We start from the raw sequence: 14,297 nt of genomic DNA, 5'->3' as shown, positions 1-14,297 counted from the left end.
CTATTTTTAGTGATAGGAAGTTTTATTTATGAAAATTGCTATTCAGATGGATCATATTTCAACGCTCCAGATTCAAGGAGACACTACATTTGCGCTTGCTTTAGCAGCGCAAGAACGTGGACACTCCCTTTTTCATTATACACCAAATTGCTTATCTATGCGTGGTGATTGCGTGATTGCACGGTTAGAGCCATTAATTGTATGTGATGAAGAGGGGAGTCATTATAAATTGGAGGAACCTGTGTACACGCCGTTGATGGATATGGATGTAGTTCTTTTACGTCAAGATCCACCTTTTGATATGCATTATATCACCACAACTTATTTATTAGAGCGCATTCACCCTAAGACGCTTGTCGTAAATGATCCAACATGGGTACGTAATAGTCCAGAAAAGATTTTTGTTACTGAATTTTCTGATTTAATGCCAGAAACATTAATTACAAAAGATATTGAAGAGATAAAATCATTTAGAAATAAGGTTGGTGATATTATTATTAAACCACTCTATGGCAGTGGAGGTGCAGGTGTTTTTCATTTAAAACAGGATGATCGTAATCTAACATCGCTTGTGGAAATGTTTGAACACAGTTATCGTGAACCTTTTATTGTTCAGCGTTATTTAGATGTCGTTCGAAAAGGGGATAAGCGGGTTATTTTGCTTGATGGTACTCCTATGGGGGCGATTAATCGGATTCCGGCTGAAATGGATGCTCGTTCTAATATGCATGTTGGAGGTCGAGCAGAAAATATTGGTTTGACTGAATGTGATTATGAAATTTGTGCACGCATTGGTCCTACTTTGCAGAAACGAGGTTTTCTTCTTGTGGGAATTGATATAATTGGAGACTATATAACAGAAATCAATGTTACATCTCCCACTGGGATTCGGGAAATTAAACGCTTTGGAGGTGCGGATATCGCCTCTCTTTTTTGGGACATTATTGAACGTAAGCGTTCAAATTAATTTGTCTTAGGAAGATTACTAAATTTATTTTGTGATTCTACAAATGTAAACTAGAATTTGGGTCTTAGGGAGTGTATGAATGAGTAAGTTGTTATCAGTTGGAGTGGGGCTGATGTGCGTTACTGCATTGCTGGTTGATATCGGTAATGCTCGTGATCAGATTAAGATTGCGGGGTCATCGACAGTTTTACCTTATGAAAAAATCGTGTCTGAGGTATTTGGAGAAATTTATCCTAATTTTAAAATTCCCGTTATCGAGTCTGGTGGTTCAGGTGCTGGTATTAAAGAGTTTTGCCGTGGTATTGGAGATAAAACGATTGATATCGTTAATAGTTCACGCCCAATGAAGTCAGGTGAATTACAGTCTTGTTTTAATGCTGGTGTAAAAGATGTTGAAGAAATGCGCATTGGGTATGATGGCATTGTTTTTGCAACAAATAGCAGTGGACCTGACTGGGAATTACACTCTGTAGATGTATATAGGGCATTGGCTGCTCGAGTTGTGGTTGATGGGAAATTACAGTTAAATAAAGTTACGAAGTGGAATACAGTCAATAGTGCTCTTCCTGATTGGGCGATTACAGTTTATATTCCTGGTGAAAAACATGGAACACGTGAAGTTTTTGAAGAAAAATTATTAGCTGCAGGCTGTAAGGCTAGTGGGGCAGTTGAAGCAATGGAAGCTTTGGGAATGAATGAGAAGGAGATTAATGCTGCTTGTATTGCTGTACGTAAGGATGGGAAGGCTATTGATATTGATGGTGATTATTCTGAAACATTTGCTCATCTTATGTCTAATAAAACAGGTATTGGTGTTTTGAGCTTGTCTTTTTACGAGAATAATGCTGACAAACTTAAAGTTGCATATATTAATGGTGTTGCTCCAAGTAGTGAAACAATTTCTAATGGTGAATATTCCCTTTCGCGTCCACTTTTCTTCTATGTTAAAAAAGCGCATTTTGGTATTATTCCAGGTTTGTGGGAATATGTTGACTTTTTTCTTTCTGATCAAATGATTGGTCCAGATAGTCCATTAGCGGATTATGGTTTAGTTGCTGCTTCTAAAGAAGAGCGGCAAGTGCAGCGTGCCTCTTTTTATGCTGGTACAGTGATGACTTTAAAATAATTTTCTAATGATGATGTAGGATTTCTCTGTGCTGCTTTTTTGTAAAAATTGAAAGACAATATGCCCATTTCTTTTGTTATTTTTCTGCTATTGATTTTTGGTTTTGTCGGCTTTTGCATTTCTTATATGCAAGCTCGTTTCTTTGAATTTATGAGATTCAAGATGCACTCTCGTGCGTATTATTACGGTTGGTGGACATTGTTAATAACTGTTATCCCAGCTTTTGGGTTTTTAGTTTTTTGGAACGCTGGGAGTGCAGTTTATTTGGAATATAATGCTTCGCAGGCAGTTAAGATGTCTATAGTACGTGCGATAGAAATAGAAAATCATGAACTTATTTTAGAGATAATTCGTGATTTGGCTAAAATTATTCATCATTTTGAAGGGGATTTGATGACAATTTCTTACGCAGATGTACAAGAGCAATTGTCGAAAAAAGGGTTTATTTTGCCTATGGATGTACCAGATTATGCGTTGAAGATAGCACAATCATGGTATTTTTCTTCTAAAAAACTGCAATTTATTGGTTATGGTTTATGTTTTATAATTGCACTTTGTGGTTTTGTTTTTGGGATTATACATGTTTCTCCACAACAGCGTGCACGCAATAAGGTTGAGCGTTTCATTATTATTGGGTTAATTTGTGCGTCTGCGATTACAGTTATAACAACGATTGGCATTGTCATTTCCATATTATTCCAGACGGTGAGTTTTTTTCAATCTGTACCGTTTTTAAACTTTTTTTGGGGAACAGTTTGGGATCCTCGTTTTTCAACCCCTGGTTCAGGAGGTGAGATAGGGCAATTTGGTTTCATACCACTGTTGGCTGGCACACTTTATATTGCGTTTGTGGCAATGCTTTTTGCTGTTCCTATTGGGTTATTTGCTGCTCTTTATATGACCGAATACGCTTCAAGCCGATTGCGGTCAATTGTAAAACCATTATTAGAAGTTCTTGCTGGTATTCCCACTATTGTTTATGGTTTCTTTGCTTTAATGGTTGTTGGACCTTTTTTGCGCGACCTTTCTATTTCTCTTTCTGGTGGGGCCGGTTTTATTATGGCTCATAGTGTTTTGACCGCTGGTTTGGTTATGGGAATTATGTTGATTCCTTTTGTTTCATCTTTGTCAGATGATATTATTACTGCTGTTCCCCGTTCTTTACGTGAAGGTTCTTACGGTTTGGGAGCAACACAATCTGAAACCATTAAAAAAGTCATTGTACCGGCTGCACTTCCCGGGATTGTGGGGGCACTTGTATTAACAGCATCCAGGGCAATTGGGGAAACAATGATTGTTGTGTTAGCAGCAGGCGTTGCAGCTAATTTGACTCTTAATCCATTTGAGGCAATGACTACGATGACGGTTAAAATTGTTAATCAGTTAACAGGTGACTCTGAGTTTAACTCACCGCAAACTCTTGTAGCTTTTGCTTTGGGAATGACACTTTTTATTTTGACTCTTTTGATGAATATTTTTGCTCTTTATATAGTGCGTAAATATCGGGAGCAATATGAATGAATGGAGATTTTGTCTCGTATCGTCGTAATATTGGTCTAAGACGTCGTTATTGGGCTGAACGCCGTTTTCGTGCTTATGGCCTTGTTGCTATTTTTATTAGTTTATTTTTTTTAATTATTCTTTTATGGTCTATTGTCAGTCAAGGCTATACAGCCTTTTTTCATAGTGAAATGACATTATCAATTTATTTGGATGAAAAGGTGATTGATCCAGGTGGTCAACGTGAAATCAATCCAAAGGTATTAATAACCGCAAATTATCCACTTCTTGTACGTAATGCTTTGGCTACAAAACTTGGAGTGGATTACAATGATCGGGCAGCTATGCGCGATATTAGCCGTATGTTTTCGGGTAATGTTCGCGTGCAGTTACGTGATATGGTAGTAAAAAATCCAAACTTGATTGGTACAACGCAGAGAATTAAAATTTTAGCGGCGGCAGGTGTTGATTTAGTTTGTAAAGGACAGATTAATTTGCAAGTAGCAGAGGAAAAGCGTAAAGTTTCTAATCGACAGGTAGAATGGATTGGACGCTTAATTGATGACAATACACTTTATAAAGCATTTAATCGTGGTTTTTTTACATTTGGTGCTTCAAGTCGTCCTGAAACTTCAGGATTAGGTGTTGCAATAATTGGTTCTTTTTATATGATGTTTATTGTCTTAGCAGTTGCGTTGCCCATAGGGGTAGCAACGGCTCTTTATCTTGAAGAATATGCATGTAAAAATACGTTTACAGATTTTATAGAGATTAATATCAATAACCTTGCAGCTATTCCTTCAATTATTTTTGGTCTTTTAGGGCTTTGTGTTTTTATTAATTTTTTAGGCATGCCACGTTCTGCGTCTTTTGTTGGTGGGCTTGTTTTAACCCTTATGACGTTACCAACAATTATTATAGCTACACGCTCTGCTTTGCGAGCTGTTCCACTGTCTATTCGTACAGCAGCTTTAGGATTAGGTGCATCAAAGACGCAAATGGTTTTTCATCATGTTGTTCCTTTAGCGGTGCCCGGTATTCTGACTGGCACAATTATTGGTTTGGCACAAGCGCTGGGTGAAACTGCTCCTTTACTTTTGATTGGGATGGTCGCTTTTGTTGCGAATATTCCTACTACACCAATGGATCCAGCGACTGCTTTGCCTGTGCAAATTTTTATGTGGGCTGGTGAAGCAGAACGTGCTTTTGTTGAAAAAACATCAGGCGCCATTATTGTATTGATGGTTTTTCTTGCTGTCATGAATATTTCAGCTGTTCTTTTGCGTCGACGATTTGAACGACGTTTATAACTTCAGTAAAGTGTGTACATCAAGATAAGGTTAGGTCTACAATGAAGGTCAAAATGCGCGGTCAAGATGTTAAGGTTTTTTATGGAGGTAAAGAAGCGCTCCATGGTATTACTCTTGATATCCCTGAGCATCAAGTTACTGCGTTAATCGGCCCTTCAGGCTGCGGAAAGTCAACTTTTTTACGTTGTTTTAATCGTATGAATGATACGATTGAAGGTGCTAAAATAACAGGTTTGATTACTTTAGATGAGAAAGATATTTATGATTCGCACATTGATGTTGTAGAATTACGAGCACGTGTGGGGATGGTCTTTCAAAAGCCTAATCCTTTTCCAAAATCTATTTTTGACAATGTTGCTTATGGACCACGTATTCATGGTTTAGTAAAATCACGTACTGAATTGCATGATGTGGTTGAAAAAAGTTTGATGCAAGCAGGATTGTTCGACGAAGTTAAAGATCGTCTCCATGGACCAGGAACAAGTTTGTCAGGAGGGCAGCAACAACGTTTGTGTATTGCGCGTGCTATTGCTGTGAATCCTGAAGTTATCTTAATGGATGAACCGTGTTCAGCTCTTGATCCGATTGCAACGGCACGTATTGAAGAGCTTATCGATTCGTTACGACAAGATTACACAATCGTCATTGTGACACATTCAATGCAGCAAGCTGCACGTGTTTCTCAATACACGGCTATGTTTCATTTGGGGCATTTGGTGGAAGTTGATGAAACTGAAGTAATATTTACTTCACCAAAGGAACAACGTACGCAAGACTATATTACAGGGCGTTTTGGGTAAGTTAATTTAGGAGTATAAAATATGCCTACAAGCCATACTGTCCGTTCTTATGATGCAGAGTTAAAATATTTGGCAGAAAAGATTGTGGAAATGGGTGGTTGCGCAGAAAGAATGATCGAGCGCTCTATAGCATCAATTATTCATGATGATTTTCAGCTTGCTACTGCGGTTATTGCTGATGATTTATTTTTGGATGAAGCAGAACGCGACATTGATGAAAAAGCAATTACTATTATTTGTAAACGCCAACCGATGGCTGTTGATTTGCGTGAAATTGTTGGTGCTATTCGCATTTCTTCTGATCTTGAGCGAATTGGAGATATGGCAAAAAATATTGCCAAACGAGCAGCTGCTATTTCAGAAATACGCCAACCTGAGGCTTTTTACTGTAAACTTGAAACGATTACAATTTTGGCGCTCAATCAGTTAAAGGAAGTGCTGGACGCTTATACTAAGCGCTTGTTAGATCGTATTGATGTGGTACGCGAGCGTGATAATGAAATTGATGCTTTATATACTTCTCTTTTTCGTGAGCTTTTGAATTATATGACAGAAGATATACATAATATTGCGGTTTGTACGCATTTGCTTTTTTGTGTAAAGAGTATTGAACGGATTGGTGATCATGTTACCAATATTGCTGAAACGCTGTATTATATTATAACGGGTCATCATATGTCTTTTGATCGTCCTCGTGATGATCTTACGTATACAGTTGGAGTAGGTGATAAGAAAGCAGATTGAAGTTTTGAATCATGTTTGCAAAGTATGATATTAATGAATAATCTAGCCTTAGATATGCAGATCAGTAAGTACATTGAATGATAAAAAATGGAAAGATTGATTGATTTGTATAGTTAAAGAAATAAGATGTGCTTTTAAATTAAGATTTTCTTATTATTTTTTCGTGTAAATCTCTTTTAGTGCCTTATTATATGTTAGAGGTTTACTAATAGGTAAATAATTAACGGTATAGTGTTATTTAATTGCATATTTAAAATTTGAATATTTTGAAAACATATGAATCTACTGTATAAAATAAAAAAAAATCGATGGATTGTACATGTCACTGTTTCTATAATACTGCTAGTTACTGTGGGTTGCACATCAAATCATTTAAACATTAAGAAGGTACCCAATAATCAGGTCACTAAAGTGACGACACCTTCGTTGACAGAGCGTCAATGTCTTATGCGTGCGATGTATTTTGAATCAAATCGTTCAAGCCGTGAGGGAATGATTGCAGTCGGAACGGTCGTTATGAACCGTGTTAATTCAAGTGCCTATCCGAAAACGATTTGCGGGGTCGTTGGTCAACCCAAACAATTTGCTCCTGGTGTTTTAACACGTCCTATGACTGAGAAAGCATCTGTTGCTCGCGTTAAAGAGGCTGCAGATGCTGTTTTACGTGGTGAACGGGATAAGAAGAGTAAAAACGCTATGTTTTTTCATACCGCTGGGTTATCTTTTCCTTATAAGAATATGTACTATGTTCGTGTTGCCGGAGGCAATGCTTTTTATGAGAAGCGGGCGCGTGATGGATCACTTCAAGTTCCTGTTAATGATCGCCCTTATAATGTTGCTTTTGCTTTTGCCCAAGATCAGGGTGATGTACCAAATTTCATAGATATGGGCTTAAAGAACAAGGGAACAAAAGTAGAAGAAATACAAATAGCATCTGCTTCAATAGAAGTTGCGCAAGTTAATTCTGTGCCTTTTGTTGTTACACAACCTGACATGATCCCTATTCCTACACCTGCACCTAATCGTATTGCTAAGACACAGGAAACTACGCCAGTTATAGCATATACTGCGCCATCATTGGATAAGTTAAATACAGTTGTTGCAATGTTAGAAAAACAATACAGAGCCCGGTAATTTTTTTCATAATTTAAAAGGGCTGTAAATGATGTATTGTAGCATTTATACGGTAATTTTGCGTGAAATGCTTTATCGTTTTGCACAAGTTACAGTATAAAATGCAGTTTAAGTTACGAGAACGACGAGGTCTTATTCTAACTATTTTGATTATGGTTTAATGAAGAGCATTTTGTTGCTTTGCGTTTGCAGAGTTAGATACTGATTTAATTGCTCGTTTAGCAGATGGGTTAAAAGGAATGGAGAGGCTTCTATCACGCAAAATAGCGTTATTTATAATCTTCATATTTCAGTTGAGGAAGTGTTAAAACTCTCCTCATATTTATAAGATTAAAAATTTTATACGTTCAATGAGACTGCTTTCCTATCAAGGAGTATTGATTATTAATGTTAAGTACGTTTTGAGGTGAAATATATTGTTGACGCACATGCTTCGATAAGTCAGAAAATTATTCAAAATAATGGGAAAGGTAATTTATTGAATGAGATTGCTTTTGTTTTGCATTCTTTGCTTATTTTAAGGAGAGGTTTGGTTTTTTATAATACTTTGTTTGATGAAAATGCTGCACGTTACATTGCTTTAGAGAATGTTCTTTCAAATGCTTTTTAGTAGCGCATTGTTTGTAGTGAAAAAGATTGCAATATATTTAGCTGTAAAAATATGCTTTATATTGATTGGGTAATTGGGAAGGGGTAATCAACATAGATAGTTTTACTCAAATTAGCATGGTGGGTCCTAGTGTTTCGTTAGGGGAAATTGAGTTAATATGATGAATTTTAAGAGTATTTTATCTGAAGATGCGTCATGTATTAGAGAGATGAATGCCGGAGCTTCCTGAAGTAGAAACAGTTCGTCGTGGGCTTGAACCAGTTTTGATTGGTGCAGAGATTATATCTGTGACGCTTAATCGTAAAAATTTGCGATTTCCTTTTCCGGAAGAGTTTTCTAAGAAGCTTGTGGGCAGAAAGATCATAAAACTTGATCGGCGTGCAAAATATTTATTGTTTCATCTTTCGCAAAATGAAACAATTTTAAGTCATATGGGAATGTCAGGAACGTGGCGCATAGAAGATGGGCTTTTAAGAAAAGAGTACGCTTTTATGGGCAAATTAGTTGCACATGATCATTTTACAATGGACGTTAGAGTAAAAGACAGTAACGTTTACCGTATCATTTATAATGATATTCGTCGTTTTGGTTTTATGCTTTTAGCAGACACAATAAGGCTTTATGAGCACCCGCTTTTAAAGAAATTAGGGGTTGAGCCTATGGGAGATACACTTTCTGGTTCTTATTTGCAAAAGGCTTTTATCAATAAGAAAACGTCTCTTAAAACGACTTTGCTTGATCAGTCTATTATTGCAGGACTTGGGAATATTTATGTTTGCGAAGCGCTTTGGCGTAGCCGTTTATCTCCACAGCGTAGTGCATTTACATTAGCATTAAAGAGTGCGCGTGCACACAAATTTGCAAATTGTCTAGCACAAAATATATGTGATGTGATTTCTGAAGCGATTATTGCTGGTGGGTCTTCTTTACGTGATTATGTGCATACAGATGGTTCACTTGGTTATTTTCAACACAATTTTTCGGTTTATGGACGAGAAGGAAAGGCATGTTTGCAATGTGGGGTGCCTATTGTGCGCATTTCGCAAGCTGGGCGTTCAAGTTTTTACTGTCCAAACTGTCAAAAATAAATAAACATCTTGCAAAATCTTACAACAAGCTTAAAGTCGTGAAAGGCTTTCATTAGAATGGAGAAATTTTTATGCTTGATAAAGTGCTTACACATCTTGATGAAAATATAGATAAGAGTCTTGAACGTCTTTTTTCTCTTTTACGTTTTCATTCAATTTCTACAGATCCAGCTTATAAGGATGCGTGCCGTCAAGCAGCTGATTGGTTGGTGGAGGATTTAAAAACTATAGGTTTTGAAGCTTCACGCCGTGATACACCTGGCCACCCGATGGTTGTTGGGCATCATCCAGGGCCTTCGGATGATTGTTTGCATGTTCTATTTTATGGGCATTATGATGTTCAACCAGTTGATCCCTTAAATTTATGGAACGATGACCCATTTAAACCTTCTTTAAAAGAACGGAATGGAGAAAAGATTATTTGTGCTCGTGGTGCTTCAGATGATAAAGGCCAGCTTATGACTTTTGTTGAAGCATGTCGTGCGTTTAAAAAAGAAACAGGCCAGCTTCCTGTTAAGGTAACTGTTTTATTTGAGGGTGAGGAAGAAAGTGGCTCTCCTTCACTTATTCCTTTTTTAAAAGCAAATGCTGATGAGCTTAAGGCTGATTGTATGTTGGTTTGTGATACACCAATGTGGGATGCAAATACCCCCTCAGTTTGTATTGGTCTTCGAGGAATGTTATCACAAGAAGTCATTGTTACGGGAGCTAATCGTGATTTACATTCTGGTGGTTTTGGAGGGGCTGCAGCCAATCCTCTTCGTATTTTAGCTAAAATTTTAGCTGGGCTTCATGATGAAAATAGTAGGGTGACGCTTCCTGGATTTTATGATGGTGTAGAAGAAACACCTCCACAAGTTTTACAATCATGGAATGAACTTAGTGGTAGTGCACAGGCACTGCTGCGTCCTTTTGGTCTTTCTATTCCTGCTGGCGAAAAGGGGCGTAGTATTCTAGAACAAGTATGGGCTCGTCCTACAGCGGAAATCAATGGTATTAGTGGGGGCTATGCAGGTGAAGGGTTTAAAACGGTTATTCCTTCTCAAGCTAGTGCAAAAGTTTCTTTTCGCTTGGTTCATAAACAAGATCCTGAAAAAATACGTCAGGCTTTTCGTAATTATGTAAATAGCCTTATTCCGGCAGATTGTACGGTTACATTTAAAGATCATAGTGCTGCTCCAGCTATTCAGTTATCTCCTGATTCACCTTTTGTTGAAGCAGCAAAGGATGCTTTAACCCAAGAATGGGAGAAGTCTGCTTTATTAATTGCTATGGGTGGTTCGATTCCAATTGTCGAAAGCTTTCGATCAATTCTTGGTGTAGAAAGCATTTTGGTTGGGTTCGCATTAGCTGATGATGGGGCTCATTCACCTAATGAAAAATATAATTTAAAGTCGTTTCATAAAGGACAGCGGTCTTGGGTGCGTATTCTTGAAACTTTTGCAAATAGGAGAATAAATGACAGAAATTCGTGTTCATCAAGGTGATTTGCCGAACTTAGACAATTATCACGTTGATGCTATTGCGGTTGATACTGAGACTTTAGGGTTACAACCGTATCGTGATCGTTTGTGTGTTGTTCAGCTTTCTTCTGGGGATGGCACTGCTGATATTATACAGATTGCTAAAGGGCAAAATAGCGCTCCTAATTTGGTTAAGTTGCTTGAAGATAATGCAATTACCAAAATATTCCATTTTGGGCGTTTTGATCTTGCTATTTTGGCACATACTTTTGGAGTTATGCCGGATGTCATTTTTTGTACAAAGATTGCATCAAAGCTTACACGTACTTATACGGATCGTCATGGTTTGAAGGAGATTTGTAGCGAATTGCTGAATATTAATATTTCTAAACAGCAACAATCCTCAGATTGGGCGACAGAAACTTTGTCGCGTGCACAAATTGAATATGCAGCATCTGATGTTTTATATCTACATCGTTTGAAAAGTGTGTTTGAAACACGTTTAAAGCGTGAAAAGCGAGAAAATGTTGCAAAAGCGTGTTTTCAATTTTTACCGACGAGAGCAAAACTCGATCTTTTGGGATGGCCAGAGACTGATATTTTTGCACATAGCTGAGTTTAAAAATTTGTTTTTAATCTAAGCAGAAAAAGTTTGTTAGTGTAATAAAACGCCTATATTTCAGGGGCATTTTTTGTTTGTTTACTTTTTCATGTGCTACTGATAAAAAATTTTAATAGAGTGATTTTTATAATCAATTTATTTGATTTGAAAAGCTTATATCAATAAGTATGTACCCTTTTTATTATAGTTTTTCCCTTTAATTTAATAAGATTAAAAGATACAAAACAGGTTTATAGGATATAATAGTAGATAGGAAGTAGGGGCTGTTAAATCTATTGAAGGTCAGATATAAGTATTTCCGAAAGTTATTTTGGGTACTATGGCTATAGTGGTACTTTTTCTAGAGAAGTGTGCTAGAAAATTTGTGTATAACTTTATTTATTTCTAATCATGTATTAGGTCCTAATTTCGCAAGGGCGTAGTTATCTGCTTGTTTCAAGTAATTGTTTTATTTGAGATACAGTAAAGGCACCATAAGTCCATTGTGAGTAATGGGTGGATATAAAGATGTTGCTTGGTTATATCCTTTGGTACTGGTGTTAAATATTCAGTAACCGACAAAATTATCGTCCCGTACAAAAGATTAGTATTAAATTTTCAGAAAAAAAACTTACAAAAAGCAAGCTTTAAATTGGTTGTAAAACCGATGCTTTTTTAGTATCGGCATGTACAATCTTTATTATGGGGGGGGTATTGTAAAAGGCTCTTTTTTGATGGAGCTTTCATTTTTTTCTTATTGTTCTATGGATATTTGGGGTGGAGTGATTATATATAAAATCTGTTTTGGATATTTTGTGTGGAGATCAATCTATGAATATAAAACGTTTCGGGGTTATAATACTTTTCATTGTGAGTTCAAATTCTTCAGTTCAGGGAGCTAATCTTATGGCTATGAAAGGATTGGCGCTAGATGTTGCTACTACTTTTGCTTCTACAGATTTGTATTTTGGTGAGCAGGATAGTGATTCTGTGAATAATGCTTTTTTAAATATTTCTTGTACTGATCAAAACAAATGGACAACGAATTATGGGCAGAGATATACAGTTTCTTTAACTAGGAGCAGTCAAAGCAGACTAAATTTGAGACAAAATAGAAAATCACAGCGTTCAATATGGTTTAGAAGACACTCGTTTAGTTATTAGTTAATAGTTAAGTGGTTTTTATGACATTTTAAGAAAATCACACAAATAGGCGGAGTGTGTGTGCGTTGTTTATGCTTTATCTGATGTTGTTATGTTATTAGCTATATGGGGCTTCGGAGTATCATTTAATTTTAGTCAATCAGTAAAAATAAATGATCGGTTATTTCTGGTTATTAATAGATGGTACACGAGACACTATTTATTTTACGTTTTGCTAGATGATAATGGTGATGATTCTTAACAGTTGTTATTTGTATGAATTAGACATTTGGTTTTGGTAGACTCTTGAACAGAAGCTTAAATTTACGATTCGTTATACAGTTATTGAGCTATTGTAACTTATAAATTTCATTTTATTGAAATCGTTAAAGAAATTTTGTCTTTATTTTTGATGGTGCACTTATTTTAAGAGCCAGTAGTTATTTATTATCCTACCTATTTTAAGAGAGAAGTTCAGTATTGTAGTGAATAGATTTAATGGAATGTCAGGAAAAGATTTATTAGATAATATAAGGATGTAGATAACGGTATAATACAATGCTATATAATATTTCAAGCATATAAAATTTGTTATGTCTTTAACAAGATACTGAATTTATTGTTTATGGTCTTAATTAGTTGGGTGGCTTGTCGCATTTTATTCTATCAACAGCTTTCTATTATTATATTGCTATCTTTTTAGATTAAGCTGTTGTTGGCAAATTTCTGATTTGATTTTATTAATGTAATTAAATAAATAACGTATCAGACTTATTTCCGCGATACGTATTATTTTGCTAATGAAGAGTAGAGAATTATTTTTCTATAGATAATTGAAATAAAATATTATAAAATACATTTTGAATCATATTGTGGAGATCAATCTATGATAAGATGCCTTATTATTATATGTGCTCTTACCGTGGCTTCAGTTTCTGTTGTGCGAGCATCGGGTTATATGGTTATTCAAGAGCCAATACCAGTTTTTTTTACTTCTACTTTTTCTTGGGAAGGTTTGTATTTGGGGGGACAAATTGGTGGGGCGTTGGGTAAACTTTCTGTAAGTCCTCGTGTTATTTCTGGTAAAAATACTGTTAGTAAAAAATCTCAAGCGGTTTCGAGTGATAAGCATAATCTTGCAGGTTTTATAGGTGGTTTTTATGTAGGGTCCAACCTTAGGCTCGACAATGGTCTTATCTTAAGCGTTGATACAGACATTGTTTGGTCTAACCAAAAAAATATACAATTTGGTAAGCGGATGGCTGTTGGTGATCAATCAGCTCTTGTACATAACGCACTCGTTAGTCGTTTTGGGCACAAAAAATCTGGCTCGGTTAAAGTGGGTGAGGAGGTAACTTATAATACCACTCGTAAAGAGAAATGGGCTGGCGCCGCACGGATTCGTATTGGTTTTGCTGCTGATCGTATTATGCCTTATATTGCCGGCGGTATTGCTTACACAAAGCTTCAAATCATTCCTTGGTTTTTAATCAATTCAGCTAATCCTTTAAATTTAATGGCAGAAAAAAAGACGATGATTGGTTATACTCTTGGTGCGGGGGTTAATTTTGCAGTAAGTGATAATGTTATTCTTCGTGGAGAATATCGTTATTCAGATTTTGGTAAAAGGAAATTTATGGAGAATCCCATAGACGTTAGTTATAAAACCCATGATTTTCGTGTGGGTGTGGCATACAAATTATTGTAATCTTTTATTAAGATTAATTGATGAAGAATTCTATTTTTAATAGCGCTCTCAGCGTTTAATTAAAGGGTGTGTCTTTTTTACTACAGATATTTAGCGAAAGTAG

General features: G+C 36.2%; 13 protein-coding genes. All 13 read left to right on the top strand.

Annotation, left to right across the window (positions count from 1 at the left end):
* Nucleotides 1-28 precede the first annotated feature (28 nt).
* Nucleotides 29-967: a glutathione synthase gene (gene gshB / locus ME3_RS00300; RefSeq protein ID WP_007476035.1), complete on the top strand. Its 939-nt coding sequence runs from the start codon at nucleotides 29-31 to the stop codon at nucleotides 965-967.
* Nucleotides 968-1,046: 79 nt separating this feature from the next.
* Complete coding sequence (locus ME3_RS00295; protein ID WP_007476033.1) at nucleotides 1,047-2,093, top strand: PstS family phosphate ABC transporter substrate-binding protein; 1,047 nt, start codon at nucleotides 1,047-1,049, stop codon at nucleotides 2,091-2,093.
* Between the two features lie 60 nt (nucleotides 2,094-2,153).
* Nucleotides 2,154-3,614 carry a phosphate ABC transporter permease subunit PstC gene (gene pstC / locus ME3_RS00290; protein ID WP_039952301.1) on the top strand — a complete coding sequence of 487 codons (1,461 nt, stop codon included), beginning with the start codon at nucleotides 2,154-2,156 and terminating at the stop codon, nucleotides 3,612-3,614.
* A complete protein-coding gene (pstA, locus tag ME3_RS00285; RefSeq protein WP_007476029.1) occupies nucleotides 3,611-4,903 on the top strand; it encodes a phosphate ABC transporter permease PstA in 1,293 nt (430 codons plus the stop codon). Before pstC ends, pstA begins: the two co-directional genes overlap by 4 nt.
* Before the next feature lie 41 nt (nucleotides 4,904-4,944).
* Nucleotides 4,945-5,703, top strand: a complete 759-nt coding sequence (gene pstB / locus ME3_RS00280) for a phosphate ABC transporter ATP-binding protein PstB (RefSeq protein WP_007476028.1) — start codon at nucleotides 4,945-4,947, stop codon at nucleotides 5,701-5,703.
* Between the two features lie 21 nt (nucleotides 5,704-5,724).
* The gene (phoU, locus tag ME3_RS00275) at nucleotides 5,725-6,447 is read left to right on the top strand and encodes a phosphate signaling complex protein PhoU (RefSeq protein WP_007476025.1); all 723 of its coding nucleotides are present in this window, start codon (nucleotides 5,725-5,727) and stop codon (nucleotides 6,445-6,447) included.
* A 294-nt stretch (nucleotides 6,448-6,741) separates the two neighbouring features.
* Nucleotides 6,742-7,581 carry a cell wall hydrolase gene (locus ME3_RS00270; protein WP_039952410.1) on the top strand — a complete coding sequence of 280 codons (840 nt, stop codon included), beginning with the start codon at nucleotides 6,742-6,744 and terminating at the stop codon, nucleotides 7,579-7,581.
* Between the two features lie 406 nt (nucleotides 7,582-7,987).
* Nucleotides 7,988-8,191, top strand: a complete 204-nt coding sequence (locus ME3_RS06690) for an aminopeptidase (RefSeq protein WP_007476022.1) — start codon at nucleotides 7,988-7,990, stop codon at nucleotides 8,189-8,191.
* A 212-nt stretch (nucleotides 8,192-8,403) separates the two neighbouring features.
* Entirely contained in the window at nucleotides 8,404-9,279 is an 876-nt protein-coding gene (mutM, locus tag ME3_RS00260) for a bifunctional DNA-formamidopyrimidine glycosylase/DNA-(apurinic or apyrimidinic site) lyase (RefSeq protein WP_007476019.1), read from the top strand.
* 71 nt (nucleotides 9,280-9,350) lie between these two features.
* Nucleotides 9,351-10,766: a M20/M25/M40 family metallo-hydrolase gene (locus ME3_RS00255; RefSeq protein ID WP_007476017.1), complete on the top strand. Its 1,416-nt coding sequence runs from the start codon at nucleotides 9,351-9,353 to the stop codon at nucleotides 10,764-10,766.
* Complete coding sequence (locus tag ME3_RS00250; RefSeq protein ID WP_007476015.1) at nucleotides 10,738-11,358, top strand: ribonuclease D; 621 nt, start codon at nucleotides 10,738-10,740, stop codon at nucleotides 11,356-11,358. Before ME3_RS00255 ends, ME3_RS00250 begins: the two co-directional genes overlap by 29 nt.
* A gap of 816 nt (nucleotides 11,359-12,174) precedes the next feature.
* The gene (locus ME3_RS00245) at nucleotides 12,175-12,507 is read left to right on the top strand and encodes a hypothetical protein (RefSeq protein WP_007476013.1); all 333 of its coding nucleotides are present in this window, start codon (nucleotides 12,175-12,177) and stop codon (nucleotides 12,505-12,507) included.
* 865 nt (nucleotides 12,508-13,372) lie between these two features.
* Complete coding sequence (locus ME3_RS00240) at nucleotides 13,373-14,194, top strand: outer membrane protein (protein ID WP_007476011.1); 822 nt, start codon at nucleotides 13,373-13,375, stop codon at nucleotides 14,192-14,194.
* The last annotated feature ends 103 nt before the right edge of the window (nucleotides 14,195-14,297 follow it).

This window comes from Bartonella melophagi K-2C, assembly GCF_000278255.1.
Lineage (GTDB): Bacteria > Pseudomonadota > Alphaproteobacteria > Rhizobiales > Rhizobiaceae > Bartonella > Bartonella melophagi.
This window is presented reverse-complemented; position numbering and strand designations above follow the sequence as displayed.

What these genes read in the sequence shown, in the direction of transcription:
- gshB (WP_007476035.1), top strand. Translation starts at nt 29, where the DNA reads ATGAAAATTGCTATTCAGATGGATCATATTTCAACGCTCCAGATTCAA.
- ME3_RS00295 (WP_007476033.1), top strand. Translation starts at nt 1,047, where the DNA reads ATGAGTAAGTTGTTATCAGTTGGAGTGGGGCTGATGTGCGTTACTGCA.
- pstC (WP_039952301.1), top strand. Translation starts at nt 2,154, where the DNA reads ATGCCCATTTCTTTTGTTATTTTTCTGCTATTGATTTTTGGTTTTGTC.
- pstA (WP_007476029.1), top strand. Translation starts at nt 3,611, where the DNA reads ATGAATGGAGATTTTGTCTCGTATCGTCGTAATATTGGTCTAAGACGT.
- pstB (WP_007476028.1), top strand. Translation starts at nt 4,945, where the DNA reads ATGAAGGTCAAAATGCGCGGTCAAGATGTTAAGGTTTTTTATGGAGGT.
- phoU (WP_007476025.1), top strand. Translation starts at nt 5,725, where the DNA reads ATGCCTACAAGCCATACTGTCCGTTCTTATGATGCAGAGTTAAAATAT.
- mutM (WP_007476019.1), top strand. Translation starts at nt 8,404, where the DNA reads ATGCCGGAGCTTCCTGAAGTAGAAACAGTTCGTCGTGGGCTTGAACCA.
- ME3_RS00255 (WP_007476017.1), top strand. Translation starts at nt 9,351, where the DNA reads ATGCTTGATAAAGTGCTTACACATCTTGATGAAAATATAGATAAGAGT.
- ME3_RS00250 (WP_007476015.1), top strand. Translation starts at nt 10,738, where the DNA reads ATGACAGAAATTCGTGTTCATCAAGGTGATTTGCCGAACTTAGACAAT.
- ME3_RS00245 (WP_007476013.1), top strand. Translation starts at nt 12,175, where the DNA reads ATGAATATAAAACGTTTCGGGGTTATAATACTTTTCATTGTGAGTTCA.
- ME3_RS00240 (WP_007476011.1), top strand. Translation starts at nt 13,373, where the DNA reads ATGATAAGATGCCTTATTATTATATGTGCTCTTACCGTGGCTTCAGTT.